This is a genomic window from Micromonospora sp. BS32 (assembly GCF_059089345.1).
This window is the reverse complement of the sequence record NZ_JBSSHR010000014.1, coordinates 89340-111103: the sequence shown is the minus strand read 5'-3', so window position 1 is coordinate 111103 and position 21764 is coordinate 89340. Positions and strand designations below refer to the sequence as shown.

General features: G+C 74.1%; 24 protein-coding genes and 3 tRNA genes. 18 read left to right on the top strand and 9 right to left on the bottom strand.

Features of this window, described 5'->3' with window-relative positions:
* The first annotated feature begins 24 nt into the window (after positions 1–24).
* The 5 genes from AC5RWQ_RS21030 to AC5RWQ_RS21010 all read left to right on the top strand — a co-directional run bounded on the left by AC5RWQ_RS21030 (position 25) and on the right by AC5RWQ_RS21010 (position 2801).
* Positions 25–885: a S1C family serine protease gene (locus tag AC5RWQ_RS21030; protein WP_494284397.1), complete on the top strand. Its 861-nt coding sequence runs from the start codon at positions 25–27 to the stop codon at positions 883–885.
* 106 nt (positions 886–991) lie between these two features.
* A complete protein-coding gene (locus tag AC5RWQ_RS21025) occupies positions 992–1300 on the top strand; it encodes a hypothetical protein (RefSeq protein WP_494284396.1) in 309 nt (102 codons plus the stop codon).
* 9 nt (positions 1301–1309) lie between these two features.
* Positions 1310–1735: an alternative ribosome rescue aminoacyl-tRNA hydrolase ArfB gene (arfB, locus tag AC5RWQ_RS21020; protein ID WP_494284395.1), complete on the top strand. Its 426-nt coding sequence runs from the start codon at positions 1310–1312 to the stop codon at positions 1733–1735.
* 50 nt (positions 1736–1785) lie between these two features.
* Complete coding sequence (locus AC5RWQ_RS21015; RefSeq protein WP_494284394.1) at positions 1786–2166, top strand: DUF4180 domain-containing protein; 381 nt, start codon at positions 1786–1788, stop codon at positions 2164–2166.
* A gap of 41 nt (positions 2167–2207) precedes the next feature.
* Positions 2208–2801, top strand: coding sequence for a GNAT family N-acetyltransferase (locus AC5RWQ_RS21010; RefSeq protein ID WP_494284393.1), 594 nt, complete (start codon positions 2208–2210; stop codon positions 2799–2801).
* A gap of 9 nt (positions 2802–2810) precedes the next feature.
* Here AC5RWQ_RS21010 and AC5RWQ_RS21005 read toward each other — a convergent pair whose 3' ends face one another.
* Together AC5RWQ_RS21005 and AC5RWQ_RS21000 are read right to left on the bottom strand one after the other, a co-directional pair.
* Complete coding sequence (locus AC5RWQ_RS21005; protein WP_494284392.1) at positions 2811–3692, bottom strand: 3-methyladenine DNA glycosylase; 882 nt, start codon at positions 3690–3692, stop codon at positions 2811–2813.
* A gap of 34 nt (positions 3693–3726) precedes the next feature.
* Positions 3727–5235 carry a hypothetical protein gene (locus AC5RWQ_RS21000; RefSeq protein WP_494284391.1) on the bottom strand — a complete coding sequence of 503 codons (1509 nt, stop codon included), beginning with the start codon at positions 5233–5235 and terminating at the stop codon, positions 3727–3729.
* 166 nt (positions 5236–5401) lie between these two features.
* On the opposite strand from AC5RWQ_RS21000, the gene AC5RWQ_RS20995 reads away from it, so the two are divergent.
* From AC5RWQ_RS20995 to AC5RWQ_RS20980, 4 genes are all read left to right on the top strand, one after another.
* Complete coding sequence (locus AC5RWQ_RS20995; RefSeq protein ID WP_334482958.1) at positions 5402–6205, top strand: fumarylacetoacetate hydrolase family protein; 804 nt, start codon at positions 5402–5404, stop codon at positions 6203–6205.
* A 105-nt stretch (positions 6206–6310) separates the two neighbouring features.
* Positions 6311–6382: transfer RNA gene (locus tag AC5RWQ_RS20990), tRNA-Gln, on the top strand.
* Positions 6383–6519: 137 nt separating this feature from the next.
* Positions 6520–6592 (top strand) — tRNA-Glu (locus AC5RWQ_RS20985).
* A gap of 231 nt (positions 6593–6823) precedes the next feature.
* Positions 6824–6896 (top strand) — tRNA-Glu (locus AC5RWQ_RS20980).
* Between the two features lie 207 nt (positions 6897–7103).
* Here the strand turns inward: AC5RWQ_RS20980 and AC5RWQ_RS20975 are convergent.
* The gene (locus AC5RWQ_RS20975) at positions 7104–7790 is read right to left on the bottom strand and encodes an IclR family transcriptional regulator (protein WP_088646078.1); all 687 of its coding nucleotides are present in this window, start codon (positions 7788–7790) and stop codon (positions 7104–7106) included.
* Between the two features lie 49 nt (positions 7791–7839).
* On the opposite strand from AC5RWQ_RS20975, the gene leuC reads away from it, so the two are divergent.
* The 3 genes from leuC to AC5RWQ_RS20960 all read left to right on the top strand — a co-directional run bounded on the left by leuC (position 7840) and on the right by AC5RWQ_RS20960 (position 10704).
* Positions 7840–9285: a 3-isopropylmalate dehydratase large subunit gene (leuC, locus tag AC5RWQ_RS20970; protein WP_494284390.1), complete on the top strand. Its 1446-nt coding sequence runs from the start codon at positions 7840–7842 to the stop codon at positions 9283–9285.
* An 11-nt stretch (positions 9286–9296) separates the two neighbouring features.
* Positions 9297–9884 (top strand): 3-isopropylmalate dehydratase small subunit, encoded by a 588-nt coding sequence (gene leuD / locus AC5RWQ_RS20965; RefSeq protein WP_334482949.1) that lies wholly within the window; start codon positions 9297–9299, stop codon positions 9882–9884.
* 172 nt (positions 9885–10056) lie between these two features.
* Complete coding sequence (locus AC5RWQ_RS20960) at positions 10057–10704, top strand: HU family DNA-binding protein (RefSeq protein WP_494284389.1); 648 nt, start codon at positions 10057–10059, stop codon at positions 10702–10704.
* Positions 10705–10768: 64 nt separating this feature from the next.
* Here AC5RWQ_RS20960 and AC5RWQ_RS20955 read toward each other — a convergent pair whose 3' ends face one another.
* The 4 genes from AC5RWQ_RS20955 to cofC all read right to left on the bottom strand — a co-directional run bounded on the left by AC5RWQ_RS20955 (position 10769) and on the right by cofC (position 14999).
* Positions 10769–11647: an NUDIX hydrolase gene (locus AC5RWQ_RS20955; protein WP_494284388.1), complete on the bottom strand. Its 879-nt coding sequence runs from the start codon at positions 11645–11647 to the stop codon at positions 10769–10771.
* 105 nt (positions 11648–11752) lie between these two features.
* Positions 11753–14068: an RNA degradosome polyphosphate kinase gene (locus AC5RWQ_RS20950; RefSeq protein ID WP_494284387.1), complete on the bottom strand. Its 2316-nt coding sequence runs from the start codon at positions 14066–14068 to the stop codon at positions 11753–11755.
* A gap of 54 nt (positions 14069–14122) precedes the next feature.
* Positions 14123–14320: a cold-shock protein gene (locus tag AC5RWQ_RS20945; protein ID WP_334482942.1), complete on the bottom strand. Its 198-nt coding sequence runs from the start codon at positions 14318–14320 to the stop codon at positions 14123–14125.
* Between the two features lie 22 nt (positions 14321–14342).
* A complete protein-coding gene (cofC, locus tag AC5RWQ_RS20940) occupies positions 14343–14999 on the bottom strand; it encodes a 2-phospho-L-lactate guanylyltransferase (protein WP_494284386.1) in 657 nt (218 codons plus the stop codon).
* A gap of 127 nt (positions 15000–15126) precedes the next feature.
* Here cofC and AC5RWQ_RS20935 point away from each other — a divergent pair, with 127 nt between their 5' ends.
* From AC5RWQ_RS20935 to AC5RWQ_RS20915, 5 genes are all read left to right on the top strand, one after another.
* On the top strand, positions 15127–15852 hold the full coding sequence (locus AC5RWQ_RS20935; protein WP_494284385.1) for a lysophospholipid acyltransferase family protein: 726 nt from the start codon (positions 15127–15129) through the stop codon (positions 15850–15852).
* Positions 15849–16853: an NAD(P)H-dependent glycerol-3-phosphate dehydrogenase gene (locus AC5RWQ_RS20930; protein ID WP_494284384.1), complete on the top strand. Its 1005-nt coding sequence runs from the start codon at positions 15849–15851 to the stop codon at positions 16851–16853. Before AC5RWQ_RS20935 ends, AC5RWQ_RS20930 begins: the two co-directional genes overlap by 4 nt.
* Positions 16850–17986, top strand: coding sequence for a cystathionine gamma-lyase (locus AC5RWQ_RS20925; protein ID WP_494284383.1), 1137 nt, complete (start codon positions 16850–16852; stop codon positions 17984–17986). Before AC5RWQ_RS20930 ends, AC5RWQ_RS20925 begins: the two co-directional genes overlap by 4 nt.
* A 136-nt stretch (positions 17987–18122) precedes the next feature.
* Entirely contained in the window at positions 18123–18914 is a 792-nt protein-coding gene (locus AC5RWQ_RS20920) for a putative protein N(5)-glutamine methyltransferase (protein WP_494284382.1), read from the top strand.
* 152 nt (positions 18915–19066) lie between these two features.
* Complete coding sequence (locus AC5RWQ_RS20915; protein ID WP_494284381.1) at positions 19067–20119, top strand: ROK family protein; 1053 nt, start codon at positions 19067–19069, stop codon at positions 20117–20119.
* A gap of 20 nt (positions 20120–20139) precedes the next feature.
* Here AC5RWQ_RS20915 and AC5RWQ_RS20910 read toward each other — a convergent pair whose 3' ends face one another.
* Positions 20140–20340, bottom strand: coding sequence for a DUF397 domain-containing protein (locus AC5RWQ_RS20910; RefSeq protein WP_494284380.1), 201 nt, complete (start codon positions 20338–20340; stop codon positions 20140–20142).
* A 4-nt stretch (positions 20341–20344) separates the two neighbouring features.
* Positions 20345–21190, bottom strand: a complete 846-nt coding sequence (locus tag AC5RWQ_RS20905) for a helix-turn-helix domain-containing protein (RefSeq protein WP_494284379.1) — start codon at positions 21188–21190, stop codon at positions 20345–20347.
* Positions 21191–21452: 262 nt separating this feature from the next.
* On the opposite strand from AC5RWQ_RS20905, the gene AC5RWQ_RS20900 reads away from it, so the two are divergent.
* A complete protein-coding gene (locus AC5RWQ_RS20900) occupies positions 21453–21686 on the top strand; it encodes a hypothetical protein (RefSeq protein WP_494284438.1) in 234 nt (77 codons plus the stop codon).
* Positions 21687–21764: the final 78 nt, after the last annotated feature.

Sequence of the window (21764 nt, the reverse complement as noted above, 5' to 3'; positions counted from 1 at the left end):
GAGCGAGCAGTGAGGAGCGGACGTATGGCAGCACAGACCGGACTGGGCGAGCCGAGGGGACCGTGGTTCGTCTCGCCGGAGCTGGGGCCGGACGGGCGGCACCGGTGGGGCGTACCGGAGTCGGGGGAGGACGCCTCCCGACGGCGCTGGCGCGGGCGGTTGCTGACCGCGGCGGCCGTCGTGGCGCTCTCCACCGTCTCGGGTGCGGCGGCCGGCGGTTGGGTGGCCGGTCAGGGCGGCGGCGGACCGTCGGCCGCGTCGGCCGCCCCGGTCCCGGCGGAGCTGGTGACCGCCGCCCAGAAGACCGTGCCCGGGGTGGTGTCCGTGCTGGTCGGCGGCGGTCCCGGGCAGGGCGCCACCGGCTCCGGCTTCGCCATCGACGACCAGCAGCACATCATCACCAACGACCACATCCTGGCCAAGGGGGGCGGCGGCGCGGTGACCGTGGAGCTGCCCGACGGCCGGCGGTACGCCGCCGAGGTGATCGGCCGGGAACCGGGCAGCGACCTGGCGGTGCTCAAGGTGCCGGCGGCAGCCGGCCTGTCCCCGCTGCCCCTGGCCAAGCCCCGTTCGACCCGGGTCGGCGAGCCGGTGCTGGCGGTCGGCTCGCCGCTCGGCCTGGCCGGCACGGTGACCGCCGGTATCGTCAGCGCGCTGGACCGCCAGGTCCGGTTGGGCACCAACCGGCGCAGCGCGGTGCAGACCGACGCCTCCATCAACCCGGGCAACTCCGGCGGCCCGCTGGTGAACGCCCGCGGCGAGGTGGTCGGGGTGAACACGGCGATCGCCACCATCGACGGCAACGGCTCGATCGGCATCGGCTTCGCCATCCCGATCGACCAGGTGCAGCAGACCGCCGACACCATCATCGGCAAAGGCGGGTGAGTCGGACTCGCCGGGACCCGACGGTCGTAGCGGTAAAACTGTCGGATACCGGGCCCGATACCATCGGGCCATAGAAATATCACGCTGAGTATGGATACTGGCGTGGGTGGAGCTTCCTCTCATAGCGGTCCTGCTCGCGGTGGGACTCTTCATCGGATGGGGCGTGGGCGCGCAGTACGCCCGGGCCAAGCGCGGCTGGACCGACTACAAGGCCGCCCAGAAGGCCGTCCCGGGGGCCCGGAAGACCGCCTGGCTGCTGGTCCGGGCGGTCACCACCAAGGTCGGCGTGATCGCGCTGCTGCTGATCGGCGCGGTCGCGTACGCCGCCGTCGGGTCCGACCACGACCGGGCCGAGCCGGCGCCCAGCCCGACGCCGAGCGCCACCGCCCCGCACGGCGGCAACCGGCCACGCTAGCCTCAGGGTGTGGACGACGGGCTGCGGGTGACCGACCGGTGGGTGGTGCCCGCCGCCGAGCTGAGGGAGCGTTTCTCCCGGTCGTCCGGCCCGGGTGGGCAGGGCGTCAACACGGCCGACTCGCGGGTGGAGTTGAGCTTCGACCTCGCCGGTACGACCAGCCTCCCGCCGGCGCTGCGGGCCCGGGCGTTGGACCGGTTGGCCGGCCGGCTGGTCGACGGGGTGCTCACCATCGCCGCCAGCGAGCACCGGGCCCAACTGGCCAACCGGGAGGCCGCCCGGGAGCGGCTCGTCGGGCTGCTGCGCGAGGCCGTCGCCCCGCCGCCCCCGCCCCGCCGGCCGACCCGCCCGTCCCGGGGGGCCAAGGAGCGCCGGCTCGCCGACAAGAAGCGCCAGTCGCAGCGCAAGCGGGACCGCCGGGTGGACGGCGACTGACCGCCGCAATTCCGGTGCCCGGCACCGGTTCGGCTGTCTAGGCTGCCAGCATGTCCGCCGACACCCTGGCCACCCTGCACGGCCGTACCCTGCTCGCCTGCGCCGTCGACGGTCCGACGCTCTGCTCGGCCGCCGACGCCACCGACGTGATCGGCGACGCGCTGGGCCACGGGGTCGACCTGGTGGTGCTGCCGGTGGGCCGGCTCGCCCCCGAGTTCTTCATCCTGCGTACCGGGGTGGCCGGGGAAGTGGTGCAGAAGTTCGTCAACCACCGGTTGCAACTGGCCGTGGTTGGCGACATCTCCGCGCACGTCACCCGGAGCAACGCCCTGCGCGACTTCGTCGCCGAGGCCAACCGCGGTCGCCAGCTCTGGTTCGTCGACACGATGGCCGAGCTGGAGGAGCGGCTGCGCCAGCGGGCCACCGCGTAAACGGGTTGAGGGCGGCCCGGGCGGTGCCCAGAATCGCCCGGATGAGCCCCGACTTCGCCACCAAGCCCACGCTCACCGGCGACCTGGTGACGCTGCGCCCCTTCGTCGACGCCGACCTCGCCGTGTTCCGCGACATCCTGGCCGACCCGGAGGCGGCGCGGCTGACCGGCAGCCCGCCCGACGAGATCGACGAGGAGCGGCTGCGCTCCTGGTACGGCAGCCGCAACGCGCAGACCGACCGGCTCGACCTGGCCGTGGTGGACAACGACACCGGCGCGTGTGTCGGCGAGGTGGTGCTGAACGACTGGGACCGGCACCACGACAACTGCAACTTCCGGATCCTGCTCGCCGCCGCCGGCCGGGACCGCGGTCTCGGCACCGAGGCGGTACGCCTCATCGTCGGTCACGGCTTCGAGGCGCTCGGCCTGCACCGGATCTCGCTGGAGGTGTTCGCCTTCAACCCGCGCGCCCGCCGGGCCTACGAGAAGGTGGGCTTCGTCGCCGAGGGAGTGCTGCGGCAGGTGCTGCGCGACGGTGACGGGTGGGTCGACGCCACGGTCATGTCGATCCTCGCGCCGGAGTGGGCGGCGCACCGCGGCCACCAAGACCTCCCGCCCGGGGCGTCCCGGGGCTGACCGGGCCGGTCAGGCGGCCAGGGCGGCGTCCAGCGCCGCCACCAGCCGGGCCCGCAGCGTCGCCGCGCGTTCGGCGAAGCCGCGCTGGGCGGCGGCGTACTCGGCCCGGCCCTCCGGGGTCTCCACCATCACCGGCGGGTACCCGAGGGAGGCCAGGTCGTACGGGCTGGCTCGCATGTCCAGGGTGCGGATCTCCCGGGCCAGCGCGAAACAGTCCGCGACCAGCTCCGACACGACCAGCGGGGAGAGCTTGTACGCGCACTTGTAGAGGTCCATGTTGGCGTGCAGACAACCCGGCTGCTCCAACGCGTGCTGGCTCTCCCTGGTCGGGGCGAGCACGTTCAGCTGCCGGGCCGGCGCGGTGAAGAACCGGTACGCGTCGAAGTGGCTGCACCGTACGCCGCGCTCCTCGACCACCGTGGCGGTCCGCTCGGGGGTCAGCCGCAGCGGCCAGGCGTTGTGGCGGACCTCCTCCTGGGTCTGCCGGTAGACCATCGCCCACTCGTGCATGCCGAAGCAGCCGAAGTGCGCCGGCCGGCCGGCGGTGGCGGTGAGCAGCCCGCGGATCCAGGCGATCGACTCGGCGTGGCGGGCGCGTACCCCCGCGGTGTCGAGGGTGACCCCGGCGGCGTCGGCGCGGTAGTCCCGGCCGAAGTCGACCGGGTCCGCCCCGCGCAGCAGCACCCCGGCGCCGGGGTGCCAGCGGCGCAGCTGGGCCGGCCGGTGCGAGTAGTAGGTGAAGAGGAAGTCCTCCACCGGGTGCTTTCCGCCGACCTTGCGGCGGGCCAGGTGCGGCGCCAGCCAGGCGTCCACCCGGGCCTCGTGCGCGGCCCGCCGGGCCTGCCAGTCGGCCGCGTCCAGGGCGGCGGCGGGAGCGAGGGCGGCGGTCACGGACCCCAGGGTACGACCGCCGCCCGTCCCCGCCTCAGGGCACGTCCACCCGCACCCCGGCGGAGAAGACCCCGCTGCGCAGCTCCAGCTGCTTCGGCTTCTGCATGCCGTGGACGGTGAAGACCAGTGGCAGCACCACCCGGTTGCCCGCCGCCACCGGCTGGGCGAAGACGTCCCGCCCCAGGTTCGCCAGCCGGGTGGCGTCCTCGTCGGCGCTCACCCAGTTTCCGCCCGGCAGGTAGGCCCGCTGGAGCTGGCCGTGCCAGGTCTGCTGTTCGGGCGTGACGTTGCGCACCCCCACGGTGGCCTGGCACTGCTGGCTGGCCACCTTCGCCGTGGCGCAGGTGATCCGGTAGACGGTGAACTCGAAGGACTTCTCCCGCAGCGGCGTCCCGAGCGGCCCGCTGGCGGTCTTCCCCGTCCAGGCGCCGCTGGTGGGCTGCTTGGTGGTGTCGATCGCGGCGACCCGCTGGGTGCCCGTCCAGACCGCGGCGAAGACCACCCCGGCCAGCACGGCCGCGGCGACGCCGACGGTCAGCCAGACCGGTGGGGTGCGGCGCCGTGCCGTGACGCCGGGCGTCGCCGGGCGCGGGTGGACCAGGCCCCCACCGGGCGCCTCGGGCCCTCCGGCGTACGCCGGCTGGCCGGCTGCCGTCGGCGCGGTACCGGTCGGTTCCACCCCGCCCCGCCGCCGGCGGGCCCGCTGCCACCACCAGATCCCGCCGGCGGCGAGCACCAGGAGCGCGGCCAGCGCGGCCGCCAGGACCGGCGTCCGGCGCCAGGTCGGCGTCGGGGTCACCTGGGCCGCCGGCGACGCCGGGGCGGCCTGCCAGGTCGCCGTCGCGCAGTCGTACGGACGGCTGCCGTCGCTGGTGAAGGCGCAGGCCGGTGCGGTGAGCGCCTGACCCGGGGCGGTGGCGGCGAGCGCCGTGTCCAGGGTGGTGGTGCTGCGGGCCGGCAGGGTCAGCCGCCAGGTCACCTCCCCGGTGCCGGTCCGGCCGGCGGGGCGGGTGGTGAGTCCGCCGGCGCTGACCGCCGTGGTCGACGCGCCGGGCGGCAGCTCCTGCCGGACCATCGCGCCGATCGGGGTGGCGCCGGTGTTGCGCACCTGGATCCGGTAGCCGGGCACCGGCGTCCCCGCCGGCGTGACGGTCACGGTCACCGGTGGGGCGGGCCGGGGCGCGCCCGGGTTGGCCGTGGTGGCCATCCCCGGGGCGGGTACCGCCGGTGTCACCGGGATCACCGCGCCGGTGGCCGCCGCTCCGGGCGCCGCCGGTCTGCCGGGCTCCGCGGGTCTGCCGGGCTCCGCCGGTGCCGGTCTGCCGGGCTCCGCCGGTGCCAGGTGCCCCGCCGGTCCGGGAAGCGCCGCCGGCCGGGTGGCCGCCGCCTCCGCTCCCGGCGTGGCGGTGACCTCCGCTCGCGGCGTCGCGGCCGCGGCCCGGGTCGGCGGAGCGGTCGTGGGTAGCGCCGGTACGGCGGCGAGGACGCCCAGGCAGTTCACGAACACGGCCAGCGCCCTGTGGTGTCGTCTCGATGCAGGCATACGAACGAACCTCCGGAGCTGAAACTATGGGCGGGCACCCTCCGCGCGGGTACGAAGTGCCGAACCCGGCCCGGGCCGGCGGCCAACGGCGTACGCTGCGCCGACGCGGGCGGCCGGTGTCCGCCGGCGGGGGAGCGGCGCGCCGGCGGCGGGATAGATTGGCCCCGTGCGTATCGCTCGTTTTGCTCATGCCAAGGGAATGTCGTTCGGGGTCGTCGAGGGCGAGCCGGAGGCCGGGCCGCAGGGCCTGACCATCGCCGAGATCGAGGGCCACCCGTTCGGGCAGGTCACGTTCTCCGGCGCCCGGTGGGCGCTCTCCGACGTCCGCCTGCTCTCACCGATCCTGCCCAGCAAGGTGGTCTGCGTCGGCCGCAACTACGCCGAGCACGCCGCCGAGCACGGCAGCGAGGTGCCGAAGGAGCCGCTGCTGTTCTTGAAGCCCTCCACCTCGGTGATCGGCCCGCGGGACGCGATCCGACTGCCGATCTTCTCCAAGCAGGTGGAGCACGAGGCGGAGCTGGCCGTGGTGATCGGGGCGCCGGGCGCGCGCCGGGCCGACCGGGCCGCCGCCGAGCGGGCCATCTTCGGCTACACCTGCGCCAACGACGTCACCGCGCGGGACCTGCAGCGCTCGGACGGGCAGTGGACCCGGGCCAAGGGCTTCGACTCGTTCTGCCCGATCGGGCCGTGGATCACCACCGGCCTGGACGTCTCCGACCTGGAGATCCGCTGTGAGGTGGGTCGCAACCCGGAGGAGATGGAGGTGCGCCAGCTCGGCCGGACCAGCGACATGGTCTTCGACGTGCCGGGCCTGGTGTCGTACATCTCGCACGTGATGACGCTGCTCCCCGGCGACGTGGTGCTGACCGGCACCCCGGCGGGGGTTAGCCCGCTCACCGAGGGGGATACGGTCACCGTCCGGATCGCGGGGATCGGTGAACTCACCAACCCGGTGGTACCGGTCGCCTGATCCGTCCGAGCCCTGTTTCCGCAGCTCACGGGCGGCTCGAGGGGTTGGATTTGGCCTCGCGGCACCGGGAGGGTAAAGTTCATTCCCGGCGCCGCAAGGGGCCAATGGGGTATGGGGTAATTGGCAGCCCGACTGATTCTGGTTCAGTTAGTCTAGGTTCGAGTCCTGGTACCCCAGCGCAGCCGGGGATTCACGAGAATCCCGGTCGCTGGATTTTGTCGGAGTTCGCTCCGCTCCCGTCAAGGGGGCGGAGCGGATCTCTGGTAGAGTGCAGTCTTCCCGCCCGAGAGGGTCGGGGAGGCAGATGAAGTTCTGGCCCCGTCGTCTAGCGGCCCAGGACGCCGCCCTCTCAAGGCGGTAGCGCCGGTTCGAATCCGGTCGGGGCTACAGCGCTGACAGCCCGCTCCACTCCGGTGGGGCGGGCTTCTTCGTGTCCCGGTTCGGCGTTCTCCCGCTGCCTCCCGGCCCGCTGGGCTGCCGGGCTCGGCGTCTCGCCCGCGCTCCGTGCCGGCCGTCAGCGGGGCGTACCGCCACCCGCCCCCGTCGTCGGGCCGGCAGCCGATGCCGCTAGACTATTCCCGCACCGCTCGTCAGGGCGGTGAAGCAGGAAAAGTGCCTGGCCCCGTCGTCTAGCGGCCCAGGACGCCGCCCTCTCAAGGCGGTAGCGCCGGTTCGAATCCGGTCGGGGCTACAGATCCGAACGGCCCGTCTCGCCCCGCGAGGCGGGCCGTCCGCCTTCCCAGGGCCGCCCCCCGATCGCCCTGCCGCCCCCTGCCTGCTGGACGCCCCCACCCCCCGTTGATCAAGAAGTTTGCGCACGGATCGGGGTCCGGCCCGTGCGCAAACTTCTTGGTCAACTCGGGCTTGGCGGGGTGACGCGGGGGCAGGGTGGGGAGGGTCAGAGGCCGGAGAGGCGTTGGCCGGCGCGGACGACGGCCATGGCGTGGCGTTCGCCGGGACGGCGACCGAGGCGCTCGATCGGGCCGGAGATGCTGATCGAGGCGATCACCCGGCCGGTCCGGTCGCGGATCGGGGCCGAGACGCTCGCCACACCCGCCTCCCGCTCGGCGACGCTCTGCGCCCACCCGCGGCGGCGCACCTCGGCCAGGGTGCGGCCGGTGAACTTGGAGCGCGGCAGCAGCGGCATCACCGCCTCCGGCGGCTCCCAGGCGAGCAGGATCTGCGCCGCCGATCCAGCCGTCATGGGCAGCACCGAGCCGACCGGCACGGTGTCCCGCAGGCCGCTGGCCCGCTCGGCTGCGGCCACGCAGACCCGCTCGTCGGCGCGGCGCAGGTAGAGCTGGGCGCTCTCCCCGGTGGCGTCGCGTAGCGCGGCCAGCAGCGGCTCCGCGGCCGTGAGCAGCACGTCCGGTGCGGCGTTGGCCAGCTCCCCGAGCCGGGGCCCGGGACGCCAGCGCCCCTGGGTGTCCCGGACCAGCATCCGGTGGATCTCCAGCGCCTGCGCCAGCCGGTGCGCGGTGGCCCGGGGCAGCTTGGTGCGTTCAACGAGTTCGGCCAGGCTGGCGCCGTCGACACAGGCGGCCAGGATGACCACCGCCTTGTCGAGGACGCCGACACCGCTCATACTGTGTCCCACAAGCCGAAACTTACCTCCCAGAATTTAGGATGTCCAGATGGTGGGAGTCACTCCTGAGCCGAGGACCCTGGCCGAGAAGGTCTGGGACGCGCACGTCGTACGGACCGCCCAGGGCGAGCCCGACCTGCTCTACATCGACCTGCACCTGCTGCACGAGGTGACCAGCCCGCAGGCGTTCGACGGTTTGCGGCTGGCCGGCCGCCGGATCCGCCGTCCCGACCTCACGCTCGCGACCGAGGACCACAACACCCCGACCGGCTACGACGACCCGTCGTTCCGGTCCCGCCGCGGCGACCTGCTCACCATCGCGGACCCGACCTCCCGTACGCAGATCGAGACGTTGCGCCGCAACTGCGCCGAGTTCGGCGTCCGGCTGCACCCGCTCGGCGACGAGAACCAGGGCATCGTGCACGTCATCGGCCCGCAGTTGGGCGTCACCCAGCCCGGCATGACGATCGTCTGCGGCGACTCGCACACCGCCACCCACGGCGCCTTCGGCGCGCTGGCCTTCGGCATCGGCACCAGTGAGGTGGAACACGTCCTGGCCACCCAGACGCTGCCGCAGGCCCGCCCGAGGACGATGGCGGTGAACGTCACCGGGCGGCTCGCCCCCGGCGTCACCGCGAAGGACCTGGTCCTCGCGCTGATCGCCCAGGTGGGCACCGGCGGCGGGCGCGGCCACATCGTGGAGTACCGGGGCGAGCCGATCCGCGCGCTCTCCATGGAGGGGCGGATGACCGTCGCCAACATGTCCATCGAGTGGGGCGCCAAGGCCGGCCTGATCGCGCCGGACGAGACCACGTTCGCGTACCTCAAGGGGCGGCCGCACGCGCCGCAGGGCGCCGACTGGGACACCGCGGTGGCGTACTGGCAGACGCTGCCCACCGACGAGGGGGCGACCTTCGACGCCGAGGTGACCCTCGACGCCAGCCGGATCACCCCGTTCGTCACCTGGGGCACCAACCCCGGTCAGGGCGCCCCGCTGGCCGCGGCCGTGCCGGACCCGGAGGAGTTCGTCACCGACTCCGAGCGGGCCGCCGCCCGTCGGGCCCTGGAGTACATGGCCCTGACCCCCGGCACCCCGCTGCGTGACCTCGCCGTCGACGTGGTCTTCGTCGGCTCCTGCACCAACGGCCGGCTGGAGGACCTGCGGGCCGCCGCGGACGTGCTTCGCGGGCACAGGGTGGCCGACGGGGTGCGGATGCTCGTCGTCCCCGGCTCGGCCGCCGTGCGCGAGGCCGCCGAGGCGGAGGGGCTGGACAAGGTCTTCGCCGACGCCGGCGCCGAGTGGCGCTTCGCCGGCTGCTCGATGTGCCTGGGGATGAATCCCGACACGTTGCGGCCGGGCGAGCGCTCCGCGTCGACCTCCAACCGCAACTTCGAGGGCCGGCAGGGCCGGGGCGGGCGTACCCATCTGGTCTCCCCGCCGGTCGCCGCCGCCACCGCCGTGGTCGGCCGGCTGGCCGCCCCCGCCGACCTGTAGAGAAGGGCACCATGGACAGGTTCACCACCCACACCGGCGCGGCCGTGCCGCTGCGCCGTTCCAACGTGGACACCGATCAGATCATCCCGGCCGTGTACCTCAAGCGGGTGACCCGGACCGGTTTCGCCGACGGACTCTTCAACGCCTGGCGGGAGGACCCGACATTCGTCCTCAACGATCCCGCGTATTCCGGTGCGTCGATTCTCGTGGCTGGCCCCGAGTTCGGTACGGGATCCTCCCGGGAGCACGCTGTCTGGGCGCTGCGCGACTGGGGGTTCCGGGCGGTGATCTCCCCCCGGTTCGGTGACATCTTCCGCGGCAACGCGCTGAAGGAAGGGCTCCTTCCGGTCGAGCTGGAATTGAAGGCGGTGGAGGAGATCTGGGATCGGGTCGAGGCCGAGCCGACCACCCCGGTCACCGTCGACCTGACCGCCCGGGAGGTCCGGGTCGGCGAGTCCACCTGGTCGTTCCCGCTGGACGACCACAGCCGCTGGCGGCTGATGGAGGGCCTGGACGACATTGGACTAACCCTCCGGCACGACGCCGAGATCGGCGCGTACGAGACGACCCGGCCGCCGTTCCTGCCCGCCGTCGCATAGCCGTACGCCCGACCGTTGCACGGTTTTCGCCCTCACCGGACCACCCGGTGGGGGCGAATCCGTTACGACACAAGGGCTTTTTTCCATCGAATGTTTGTGTCCCGGCAGCACAGGGCATACCGTGCGCGCAGAATGGCTCGCGTCGAGTCAGTTGCACAATCGGGAGGAAGTCGTGAACAAGGCCGAGCTCATCGAGGCGCTCGCCGCTCGCCTGGGGGACCGGAAGGCGGCGACGGCGGCGCTCGACGCGGTCCTCGCCGAGGTCCAGTCGGCGGTTACCAAGGGCGACAAGGTGGCGATCACCGGATTCGGATCGTTCGAAAAGCGTGCCCGGGCCGCCCGAACAGCGCGCAATCCGCGTACCGGTGAGGCGGTGAAGGTCAAGAAGACGTCCGTCCCGACCTTCCGTCCCGGCGCCGGGTTCAAGGAGATGGTGGCCAGCGGCAAGGTGCCGAAGGTCGCCGCCCCGGCGAAGAAGACGGCCGCCGCGGCCGCCGCCAAGACCACCGGCGCGAAGGCGGCCGGCGCGAAGGCCGCCGGCGCGAAGGTCGCCGGGGCGAAGGCGGCCGGGGCCAAGAAGACCACCGCCGCCGCCGCCAAGAAGACCGCCGCGGCGAAGGCCACCAAGACCACCGCCGCCAAGGCCACCACGGCCAAGGCCACCACCAAGAAGGCCGCCCCGGCGAAGAAGACCGCCGCGGCGACCAAGGCCGCCACGAAGACCACGGCCGCGAAGAAGACCACCGCCAGCAAGAGCGTGGCGGCCAAGAAGGCGCCCGCCAAGAAGGCACCGGCCAAGAAGGCCGCCGCCAAGCGCTGAACCACCGCGTACGACGAAAAGGGCGCCCACCGCGACGGTGGGCGCCCTTTCCGCGTGCCGGTGTTCAGAGCCGGTCGGCGGCGACCAGCCGGTCGGCGGCGAAGGCGAGCAGCCACCCGCCGCCCTTCGGGGTGGTGAAGTCGTCCGCCCGCCCGGTCAGCCGCTCCAGGGCCCCCGGGATCACCTTGCCCTGGCTGCACACCCCGACCGGTTCGCCGGTGGCGGCCAGGCCCGCCAGCCGGGCCGCGGCGGCCAGCGCGCACTCGTCGGGCTGCTGGCCCGGCGCCGGCTCGTCCAGGTCCCCGCAGATCTCGATCGGCAGGTCCAGCAGGGCGGCCGTCGGGTCGAGGGTCTGTACGCACCGGCGCGGCGACGCCGACAGCAGCCGGGTCGGGCGGACCATCGCCACCAGCGGGGCCAGCGCAGCGGCCTGCGCCCACCCTTCGGCGTCCAACGGGCGGCCGATGTCCGGGCCGGACCAGGTGGCCCGTCTGCCGGCGTGCGCGTGCCGGACCAGGGCGACCGTCCCGGTCACCCGCGGCAGCGCGGCGAACGCGGCCAGCACCTCCGCGTCGTGCGGATAGCTGACCAGCCGGATCGCCTCGTCGACGTCGAGCCAGCGCACGTCGTCGACCTCGGTGCCCGGCTGGAAGCCGCCCACGCCGACCGCCCGCATCGACCAGTAGTCGACCGTCTTCGGCAGCCCCTCGCTGCGGTAGCCGACGGTGGGGAGCCGGACCTGCGGCACCGCCCGCACGTCGGTCTCCTCGGCCACCTCGCGGACCGCCGCCAGCAGCGGGTGCTCCCCGCGTTCCAGCTTCCCCTTGGGCAGCGACCAGTCGCCGTAGCGGGGTCGGTGCACCAGGCAGACCTGCACCCCGCCGGCCGGCCGCCAGACCACCCCGCCGGCCGCCCGGATGCCGACCGGTCCGTCCTCCACCATCTGGCCACCCTACGTCCGGGCGACCCGCCGTACGGGCCGCTCAGCCCCCTCGGCGCACCGCCCGACGGTGCCCGCCACGTCCGGTGGACCGCGCCGGGCAGCCGGTCAGCCGGCGGTGCCGCCGACCCGGCGCAGCAGCAGCTCCTGGAGGTGACCCAGCGGCTCCTCCGGGGTGCCCGTACGGCGGGTCCAGCTGCCGTCGGCGGCCAGCTCGAACGCGTCCACGTCAGGCCCGAACGCGGTGCTCAGCGCGTGGTCCAGCTCGGCCCGGGCGACCGGGTCGCTCACCTGGACCAGCGCCTCCACCCGGCGGTCCAGGTTGCGGTGCATCAGGTCCGCCGAGCCCATCCAGAACTCGGCGTCGCCGTTGTTGCCGAACCGGAAGACCCGCGAGTGTTCCAGGAACCGGCCAAGGATCGACCGGACCCGGATGTTCTCCGACAGCCCCGGCACCCCGGGTCGCAGCGTGCACATGCCCCGGATCAGCAGGTCCACGTGGACGCCGGCCCGGGACGCCCGGTACAGCGCATCGGTGACCTCCTCGTCGACCAGCGAGTTCACCTTGAACTGCACCAGGCCGGGCATGCCCAGCCGGACGTGGGCGATCTCCCGTTCGATCCGCTCGACCAGGCCGCTGCGGATGCCCTGGGGCGCCACCAGCAGCCGCCGGAACGCGGTCTGCCGGCTGTACCCGGTGAGCACGTTGAACAGGTCGGTCAGGTCCGCGCCGATCTCCGGGTCGGCGGTGAGCACCCCGAAGTCCTCGTAGAGCCGGGCGGTCTTCGGGTGGTAGTTGCCGGTGCCGATGTGGCAGTACCGCCGGATCTGGTTGCCCTCCTGGCGTACCACCAGGGCGGTCTTGCAGTGCGTCTTGAGCCCCACCAGCCCGTAGACCACGTGGCAGCCGGCCCGTTCCAGGGTTCGCGCCCAGCCGATGTTGGCCACCTCGTCGAAGCGCGCCTTCAGCTCCACCAGCACCACCACCTGCTTGCCGGCGGCGGCCGCGTCGACCAGCGCGTCGACGATCGGGGAGTCGCCGGAGGTGCGGTAGAGGGTCTGCTTGATGGCGAGCACGTTCGGGTCGGCGGCAGCCTGCTCGATGAAGCGCTGCACGCTGGTCGCGAACGAGTGGTACGGGTGGTGCACCAGCACGTCGCCGTCGCGCAGGGTGGCGAAGACGCTGCGCGGCACCTCGCCCTCGGCGAGCCGGGGATGGGTGGCCGGTACGAACGGCGGGTCCTTCAGGTCGGGCCGGTCCGCCTCGCCGTAGAGCTGCCACATCGCGGAGAGGTCGAGCAGGCCGGGTACCCGCAGCACGTCCTGGTCGTCCATGTCGAGCTCGCGGACGAGCAGCTCCAGCATGTGATCGGAGATGGAGGCGGCGACCTCCAGGCGTACCGGCGGGCCGAAACGGCGCCGGGCCAGCTCCCGTTCCAGCGCCTGGAGCAGGTCCTCGTCCCGGTCCTCGTCGACCTCCACCTCGGCGTTGCGGGTGACCCGGAACAGGTGGCACTCCACCACCTGCATGCCGGAGAAGAGCTGGCCGAGGTGCACCGAGATGAGCTCCTCGACCGGCAGCATCCGCAGCCCCGGCTGGTCCCGGCCCACCCGGACGAAGCGGGGCACGTTGTTCGGCACCTTGACCCGGGCGAACAACTCCGAACCGCCGTCCGGGTCGCGGACCGCCACGGCCAGGTTCAGCGATCGCCCGGAGATGTACGGGAACGGGTGCGCCGGGTCGACGGCGAGCGGGGTGAGCACCGGGAAGATGTGCTCCCGGAAGTACGTGCGCAGCCGCTCCCGCTCCGGGTCGTGCAGCTCGGCCCAGCGCAGGATCCGGATGTTCTCCTCGGCCAGCTTCGGCAGCACGTCGTCGACGAAGCAGGCGGCGTGCCGGCCGACCAGGTCGGCGGTCCGCTCGGAGATCAGCTCCAGCTGGGTGCGCAGCGGCAGCCGGTCGCCGCCCCGGACCGGCAGGCCGGCGGAGAGGCGGCGCTTCAGCCCGGCCACCCGGACCATGTAGAACTCGTCGAGGTTGCTGGCGAAGATGGCCAGGAACTTGGCCCGCTCCAGCAGCGGGGTGCGCCGGTCCTCGGCCAGGGAGAGCACCCGGGCGTTGAAGTCGAGCCAGGAGAGCTCCCGGTTGAGGAAGCGGTCCTCCGGCAGCGGCGGGGCGGCCGGCCGCGCGTCCGGGCCGGTGGGCGGGGCCGGCCGGTCGCCCGGGTCGAGCACCTCGTCCAGCCCGGCGGAGGCGCCCGCGGCGCTCGCCTCGGGGCTGCCGGGCGCGGTGACCACGGTCTCGTCGGGCGTACGGGGGGTGCGGAAACGGCCGTCGGAGCCGCGGCGTCGGCTGCCGTTGCGGGGACCGGTCGGGTCGGCGGCGTGGGGTGGGCTGGCGGGGTGTTCGCGAGGGGAGCTCACCCGCTCATAATCACCCGATTCCGGTGAACGCAAAATGAACTCGGGCCAGGTTGATCACGCCATGGTCGGCAACGTCACGCGGACGACCGCTCCGTCCGGATCGGTTTCCACCCGCAACCGCTGCCCGAGCCGGAGCAGGCGCAACCCGGAGGCGTCGAAGGCTGGCGCGGGGAAGGCCAGTTCGGTGCCGTCGTCCAGGAGCAGCACGCCGGTGCGGGTCGCCGCGTCGAAGGTCGCCACCGTGCCCTGCATGCCAGCACCGTACACCGGCAGGTCAGCCCGGGCGGCCCGCCGGCTGCCCGGCCAGGGCGGCGGTGCGCGGCCCGAGCCCGAGCCGGGCCGCGGCCGCCAGGTCGGCGGCGGTGTCCACGTCCCGGCGCAGGGTCGGCCAGTCACCGGTCAACGGCAGCGCGCCGCTGGCCCGGTGCGCCGCCGCCGAGCCGACTCCGAACCGGGGGTCCAGCGGCACGCCGGGCGGCGCGGCCAGCAGCACCGTGCCGGTTCCCGGGGCGTCGGCGACGAACCGGCGTACCCCCGGGCCGGCGGTGGCCGCGTGCAGCGCGGCGGCCAGCTCCGTCGGGCGCAGCGCCGGCAGGTCCGCGGTGAGTCCCGCCACCCGTATCCCGGCGCCGCCGCCGGCCGCCGTGGCGAGCCGGGCGCCGTGCCGGAAGGCGGCGTTGAGCCCGGCGTCCGGCGCGTCCGGGACCACCCGGGCGCCCGCGGCCGCCGCGGTGGCCGCCACCGCCGGGTCGTCGGTGACCACCAGGACCTCGGCGACCGCCGCGCACGCCCGCACCGCGCGGACCGTGTCGGCCACCAGGGCCAGCGCCAGCTCCTCGTGGGGTACGACCGGCAGCGCGCCCCGCAGCCGGCTCTTCGCCGCGCCGAGGCGCTTCACCGGCACCACCACGGTCCAGGTCGGCTGACGCACGCCGACAATCCTGCCAGCGTCTCCGGCGGTACCCTCACTGGCCGTACCCGGACCGAGCAGGCATGATTTCGGCTGCGGGCCGCACCGGCGGGTGCGGCGCGTGGGGGCGGGGCGACGAGGAGGCAGGGTGACACGGCGCAGGCTGGGGTTCTGGCCACGGTTCGCCGTGGCGCTGGTCAAGCCGGTGATGCTGCTCTGGACCCGGCGCACCTGGCACGGCGCGGAGCAGCTCCGCCGCGACGGCGGAATCATCATCGTGCCGAACCACCTGTCGCACGCCGACCCGCTGGTCTCCGCGCACTTCATCTACGACGCGGGCCGCTGGCCGCAGTACCTCGGCAAGGCGAGTGTCTTCCGGGTCCCGGTGATCGGCTGGATCCTGCACCGCTGCCGGCAGATCCCGGTGGAACGGGGCTCGGTCGACGCGGTCAAGTCGCTCGACAAGCTGATCGCCGCCCTCGACGAGGGGGGCGCGGTGGTGATCTACCCGGAGGGCACCACCACCCGCGAGCCCGACCTGTGGCCGATGAAGGGCAAGACCGGGGCGGCCCGGCTGGCGCTGGCCACCGGCGCGCCGGTGATCCCGGTGGCGATGTGGGGGCCGGAGGAGTTGTTCGACCCCCGGACCACCCGGTTCGGGCTGCGCCCGCGCACTCCGGTGACGGTGGTCGCCGGCCCGCCGATCGACCTGAGCCGGTGGGCGGGCGCCACACCGAGCCGGGCGGTCCTCGAGGAGATGACCGACGAGATCATGCTGACCCTGCGCGACCTGCTCGCCGGCATCCGGGGTGGCACGCCACCGCCGCTCTGGGAACGTCCCGCCCGTCCGCGTACTCCCGAGGTGACCGAATGAGCCATGTCGCGGTCCTGGGGGCCGGTTCCTGGGGGACCGCCTTCGCCAAGATCCTCGCCGATGCGGGACGGGACGTCACCGTCTGGGCCCGGCGCGAGTCGGTGGCCGAGGCGATCCGGACCCACCGGCGCAACCCCGACTACCTGCCCGACCTGCGGCTGCCGGAGCGGGTCACCGCGACCGGCGACGCCGGCAAGGCCATCTCCGGCGCGGAGCTGGTGGTGCTCTCCGTACCGTCGCAGACGCTGCGCGGCAACCTCGCCGAGTGGGCCGGGCACCTCGCCCCGGACGCCACCCTGGTCTCCCTGATGAAGGGCATCGAGCTGGGCACCACCCGGCGGATGAGCGAGGTCATCGTGGAGACCGCCGGGGTCACCTCGGACCGGGTGGTGGTGGTCTCCGGCCCCAACCTGGCCCCGGAGATCGCCGCCGAACAGCCCGCGGCGACGGTGGTCGCCGGCACCGACTCCCGCCGCGCGGCGCTGGTCCAGTCGTCGATCCGGACGCCGTACTTCCGGCCGTACACCAACGACGACGTGATCGGCTGCGAGCTGGGCGGGGCGGTGAAGAACGTGATCGCCCTGGCGTACGGGATCGCCACCGCGATGGGCTTCGGCGACAACACCCGGGCGATGCTGATGACCCGCGGCCTGGCCGAGACCGCCCGGCTGGGCGTGGCGCTCGGCGCCGACCCGATCACCTTCGCCGGCCTGGCGGGAATGGGCGACCTGGTCGCCTCCTGCTCCTCGCCGCTGGCCCGTAACCGCACCTTCGGCGAGCACCTGGGTCGGGGGGAGACCCTGGAGCAGGCGCAGGCCGCGACCCGGCAGACCGCCGAGGGCGTGAAGAGCTGCCTGGCCATCCGGGACCTGGCCCGGGCGCACGGGGTGGAGATGCCGATCACCGAGCAGATCGAGCGGATCTGCCACGAGGGGATGGACCCCCGACTGGCGGTGGACGCCCTGATGAGCCGTACCGCGAAGCCGGAGTCGTACGAGTGAGCGCCGGCGAGTGGCACGACGGCACCCGGTGCGTGCACGCCGGGCTGCCCGAACCGACCCCCGGCGCGCCGTTCCTGCCCGGGCCGGTCTTCGCCGCGCCGTACCACCTCGACCCGTGGCAGGGGCCGGCCGGCGCGGTCAACGGCTACGGCCGGCCGGACAACCCCACCCGGCGCCTGCTGGAGGCGGCGATCGGCGAGCTGGAGGGGGGCGACTGCCGGGTCTTCGCCAGCGGGCAGGCGGCCATCACCGGCCTGCTGCTGGCCGTGCTGCGCCCCGGGGACACCGTCTTCCTCCCCGCCGACGGGTACTTCCCGGTACGGGCCTTCGCCACCGCCACCCTGGAGGGGATCGGGGTCCGGGTCCGGTTCGTGCCGACCGCGGGGCCGTACCCGTCGTTCGACGGGGTGCGGATGGTGCTGCTGGAGACCCCGGCCAACCCTGGCCTGGACGTGGCCGACGTGGCCGCCCTCGCCGAGGCGGCGCACGCCGCCGGGGCGCTGGTGGCGGTCGACAACACCACCGCCACCCCGCTCGGGCAGCGCCCGCTGGACCTCGGTGCGGACCTCGTGCTCGCCTCCGGCACCAAGGCGCTGACCGGCCACTCCGACCTGCTGCTCGGCTACGTGGCGTCCCGCTCCGCCGAGCTGCTGGAGACGGTCACCGCGTGGCGGACCACCACCGGCGCGGTCCCCGGCGCCTTCGACGCCTGGCTGGCGCACCGGTCACTGGCCACCCTGGACCTGCGGCTGGCCCGGCAGACCGCCAACGCGGCGGCCGTCGCCGAGCTGCTCGCCGGGCGGGCCGACGTGACCGGGCTGCGCTGGCCCGGCCGGCCGGAGGACCCGGCGTACCGGGTGGCCTCAACGCAGATGCGCCGGATGCCCGGGGTGCTCTCCTTCGACCTCGGCGATGCCGACCGGGTGGCCCGCTTCATCGAGGCATCCCGGCTGGTCGCCGCCGCGACGTCCTTCGGTGGCCTGCACACCACGGCCGACCGGCGGGCGCAGTGGGGCGACGACACCGCGCCGGGCTTCGTCCGGCTCTCCTGCGGGGTGGAGGACACCGCCGACCTGCTGGCCGATCTGACCGCCGCGCTGGACACCGCGGGGCAGTGTCGTCGGTTATCGTGATCCCGGCCCGCGTGGGCCCTCGACCCGAGGAGGTGAGTCCGATCCGCCAGACACCAGGACCGGCGCTCCCCTCCGAGTCCCCGTCGCCACGGTAGCGACGGCGGGAGCGCCGACGAGCGTTCCCGAAGGGTTTGCCATGGCAACGTCCCCGTTCCACCCCGACCGTCCCGCCCTCGTCCAGCGGCTGCGCGCCGCCGGCTGCGTCTACGCCGAGGACGAGGCGCAACTGCTCATCGCCGCCGCCGACTCGCCCGACGCGCTGACCACGCTGGTGCAGCGCCGGGTCGACGGCCTGCCGCTGGAACACGTGCTCGGCTGGGCCGAGTTCTGCGGGCTGCGGGTCGCCGTCGACCCCGGTGTGTTCGTACCCCGTGGTCGTACCGCCCTGCTGGTGGCGGCCGCGGTGGCGGTCACCGGGCCGGCGCCCGCGGTGGTCGACCTCTGCTGCGGGTCCGGAGCCACCACGGTGGCGCTGGCCGCCCGGCTCGCCCCGCGCTGGCTCGCCGCCGTCGACGTCGACCCCGCGGCGGTGGCCTGCGCCCGGCGCAACCTTGCCGGCCGCGACGTGTCGGTCCTCCACGGCGACCTGTACGACCCGCTGCCGCCGCGCTGGCGCGGCAAGCTCGACCTGGTGGTGGCGAACGCCCCGTACGTCCCGACGGCGGCCGTGGCGCTGCTGCCGCCGGAGGCGCGGCTGTACGAGGCGCCGGTGGCGCTGGACGGCGGGGTCGACGGGCTGGCCGTGCTCCGCCGGGTGGCGGCCGGCGCGGTGGACTGGCTGGCCCCCGGCGGTCACCTGGTGGTGGAGATCAGCGACAGCCAGGCGGAACCGCTCTGCGCGGCCATGGCGGCGCTCGGCCTGGACCCGCGGGTGCAGCGCGCCGAGGAGTGGGAGGCGACCGTCGTCGCCGCCCGCCGGCCGGGCTGATGTCGGGCTGAGGCCCGAGGCCGTCCGCTCACTGTCATGTCCGCCGCCGGCTCCTGAACCGGGTCCCTGCCGGCCGGCACTTCGCCCGGCTGGCGTGGCGGTGGCGTCGGGCGGGAACTAACCTCGCATCAGGCTCGGGCGGGAGGCGTCGGATGGGCAGCACGGATGTGCCGGTGGTGGTCGGCCTCGACAACGGCGGGACGAGCGACAACGCCACCGTGCTGACCCTGGACGGACGGTTCCTGGTCGACGGGCTGCTGGAGATCCCGAGCGAGGTGGGCGACGGCCCGGAGGCGGCGATCGAGGCGCTGGCCCGGGCCCTGGACGGGGTGCTGGCCCACACCGGGGTGCCGCGCGCGCTGGTCCGCGCCGTCGGGCTGGACACGCCGGGGCCGGCGAGCGCGACGGGGGTGATCTCGTCCCGGGGCTCGACCAACTTCTCCCAGCCTGCCTGGCACGGCTTCGACGTGCGGGGCGCGCTGGAGCGCCGGCTCGGCCTGCCCGTGGTCTACCACAACGACGGAAACGCCGCCGCGCTCTACGCGCACCACGTCCACTTCGGAGCGGACGCGATGAGCCGGTCGTCGGTGGCGGCGATCGTCGGCACCGGCCTGGGCGGCGGGGTGGTGGAGAACGGCCGGGTGGTCACCGGCGCGGCCGGGATGGCCGGCGAGTTCGGGCACGTCCACATCCCGCTGACCGGGCTGCTCGCCCCCGAACAGCCGGTGCCGACCTGCGCCTGCGGCTTCGCCGGGGACGCGGAGAGCGTCGCCTCGCTGACCGGCATCCGGCGCAGCCTGCTGCCGTACTGGCTCGGTCGGCACCCCGACCACCCGCTCGCCGCCGAGCCGGCCGACCGGGCCGCGAAGCTGCTGCGCGGGTACGCCGAGCGCGGTGACATGCTGGCCCGTGAGGTCTTCGCCCAGCAGGCGGCGGCGCTCGGCCGGCTCTTCACCATCGCGGCGAACTTCACCGACCCGCACGCGTACTTCGTGGGGGGCGGCGTGGTGGAGGCGGCGCCGGAGTTCCGGGAGTGGTTCCTGGCGACCGTGCGCGAGCACACCGTCCTCCGCGAAGAGCAGGCCGCGGTCGCCACCTTCGACCTGGTGCCGGACCGGGACATGGCCGGCGCCCGGGGCGTGGCGATCGCGGCGCTGGAGGCGTTGCGCGCCGAGCCGCCGGCCCGGGCGGTGGTCGGCGCCTGACGGAGCCGCCCCCGGCCCGCTCAGCGGCGGGGCGGCGCGGCGGCGAAGGCGGTCCAGGCGGCGGGCGGGAAGAGCAGCACCGGCCCGGTCGGGTCCTTGGAGTCGCGGACCGCGACCCGGCCCGGTACGGCGGCCAGCTCGACGCAGGCACCCTGGTCCCCGCTGTGGCTGCTCTTGCGCCAGGCAGCCGCGGCCAGTGCCGCGCTGATCGTCGGTGTCATGGTCCTACCGTCCCTTCAACAGTTGCAGCAGCTGGTCGCGGCTGTCCGTCGGGCTGAGCGCGACGGTCCGCAGGTGTTCCATGATCTTGGTGCAGGTACGCAGGTCATGCGGGCGGTCGAGGACCATCTGCCCGGCGACGGTCTCCACAGAGGCGATGAGCGGGTCCTCCGGGTCGGCGAACTCGAGGATGTGCAGCGAGCCGCGGGTGCCCCGGTGGTAGCCGGCCGACAGCGGGATCACCTGGACCGTGACGTTCGGCAGCTCGGACATCTTGAGCAGATGTCGCAGCTGGGCGTCCATCACCGTCCGGTCGCCGACCGGGCGGAGCAGCGCGCCCTCGTCGATGATCGCGTCGAAGATGGGCGGGTCGTCGGCGGTGATCCGGTGCTGACGGTCCAGCCGGAGCTTGACCCGCTGCTCGACCTGGTCGTCGCCGAGGGTGTGCGGGCCGCCGCGCATCACCCCGCGGATGTAGTCGGCGGTCTGGAGCAGGCCCGGCACCACCGAGGGCTCGAAGTTGGCGATGCCGGTCGCCTCCGCCTCCAGGGCGATGAAGTCGATGGTGCGCTTGTCCAGCAGGTGCGAGTACGGCACCCACCAACCCGGCTTGCGGGTGTCCTTGGCCAGCTGCACCGCGGCGGCGATGTCGTCCGGCCCCACCCCGTACAGGTTGAGCAGCGCGCGCACGGTGGCCGGGTTCACCAGGGTCTGCGCGTTCTCGTACCGGGACAGGGTGCTGCGGGTGCTGTTGATCTCGTGGGCGGCGGCCTCCAGGGTGAGGCCGGCCGCCTCGCGGTGGGTCCGCAGGGCGATGCCGAGTCGGCGGGCCCGGGCGGTCTTCGGAGCCATACGTCGATGGTGACATATGTCTGCGGGAACGTGTGCATGAGAGAACGCCGATGAGAGTTGCATTCACGCCTGTCCACCTGTCAACCTGCGATGGCGTCCTCACCAACGGTTGTCGTGGCGACGGCGAGGGTGAGCGACCGAAGGGGATGGGGCGCGTGGCGATCGGGTTTACTCCCCCGTACCCGATCGCCACGTGCCACCGCCACCGACCGTCGCGGAGGGGCTCGGGAATGAGGGTGACCGGATGTCGGGATGGGCGGCGATGACCCGCTTCCTGGTGGTGCTGACCGACGTCCGGCCCGTCGAGGGCGAGTTCCGTGACGAACGCAGCTGCCCCGAGCGGCGCCGCCAGGTGGTGGGCACCAGTAGCCGCGAGGCCGCCGACCGGATCGCCGGCGCGTTCATGGCGCTGGGCATGGTCCGCGCCGGGCGGCAGCGGGTGAAGGTCATCGCGGTGGGCCGGCGGCCCGGCCCGGCTGTTCCGGTCACCGACTGACCGTCACGCACCGTATCGGTACGGACGACCGGTTGCGAGGGACCCCCGGGTCCTCCCGGGTATCACCATCGGGTCGCG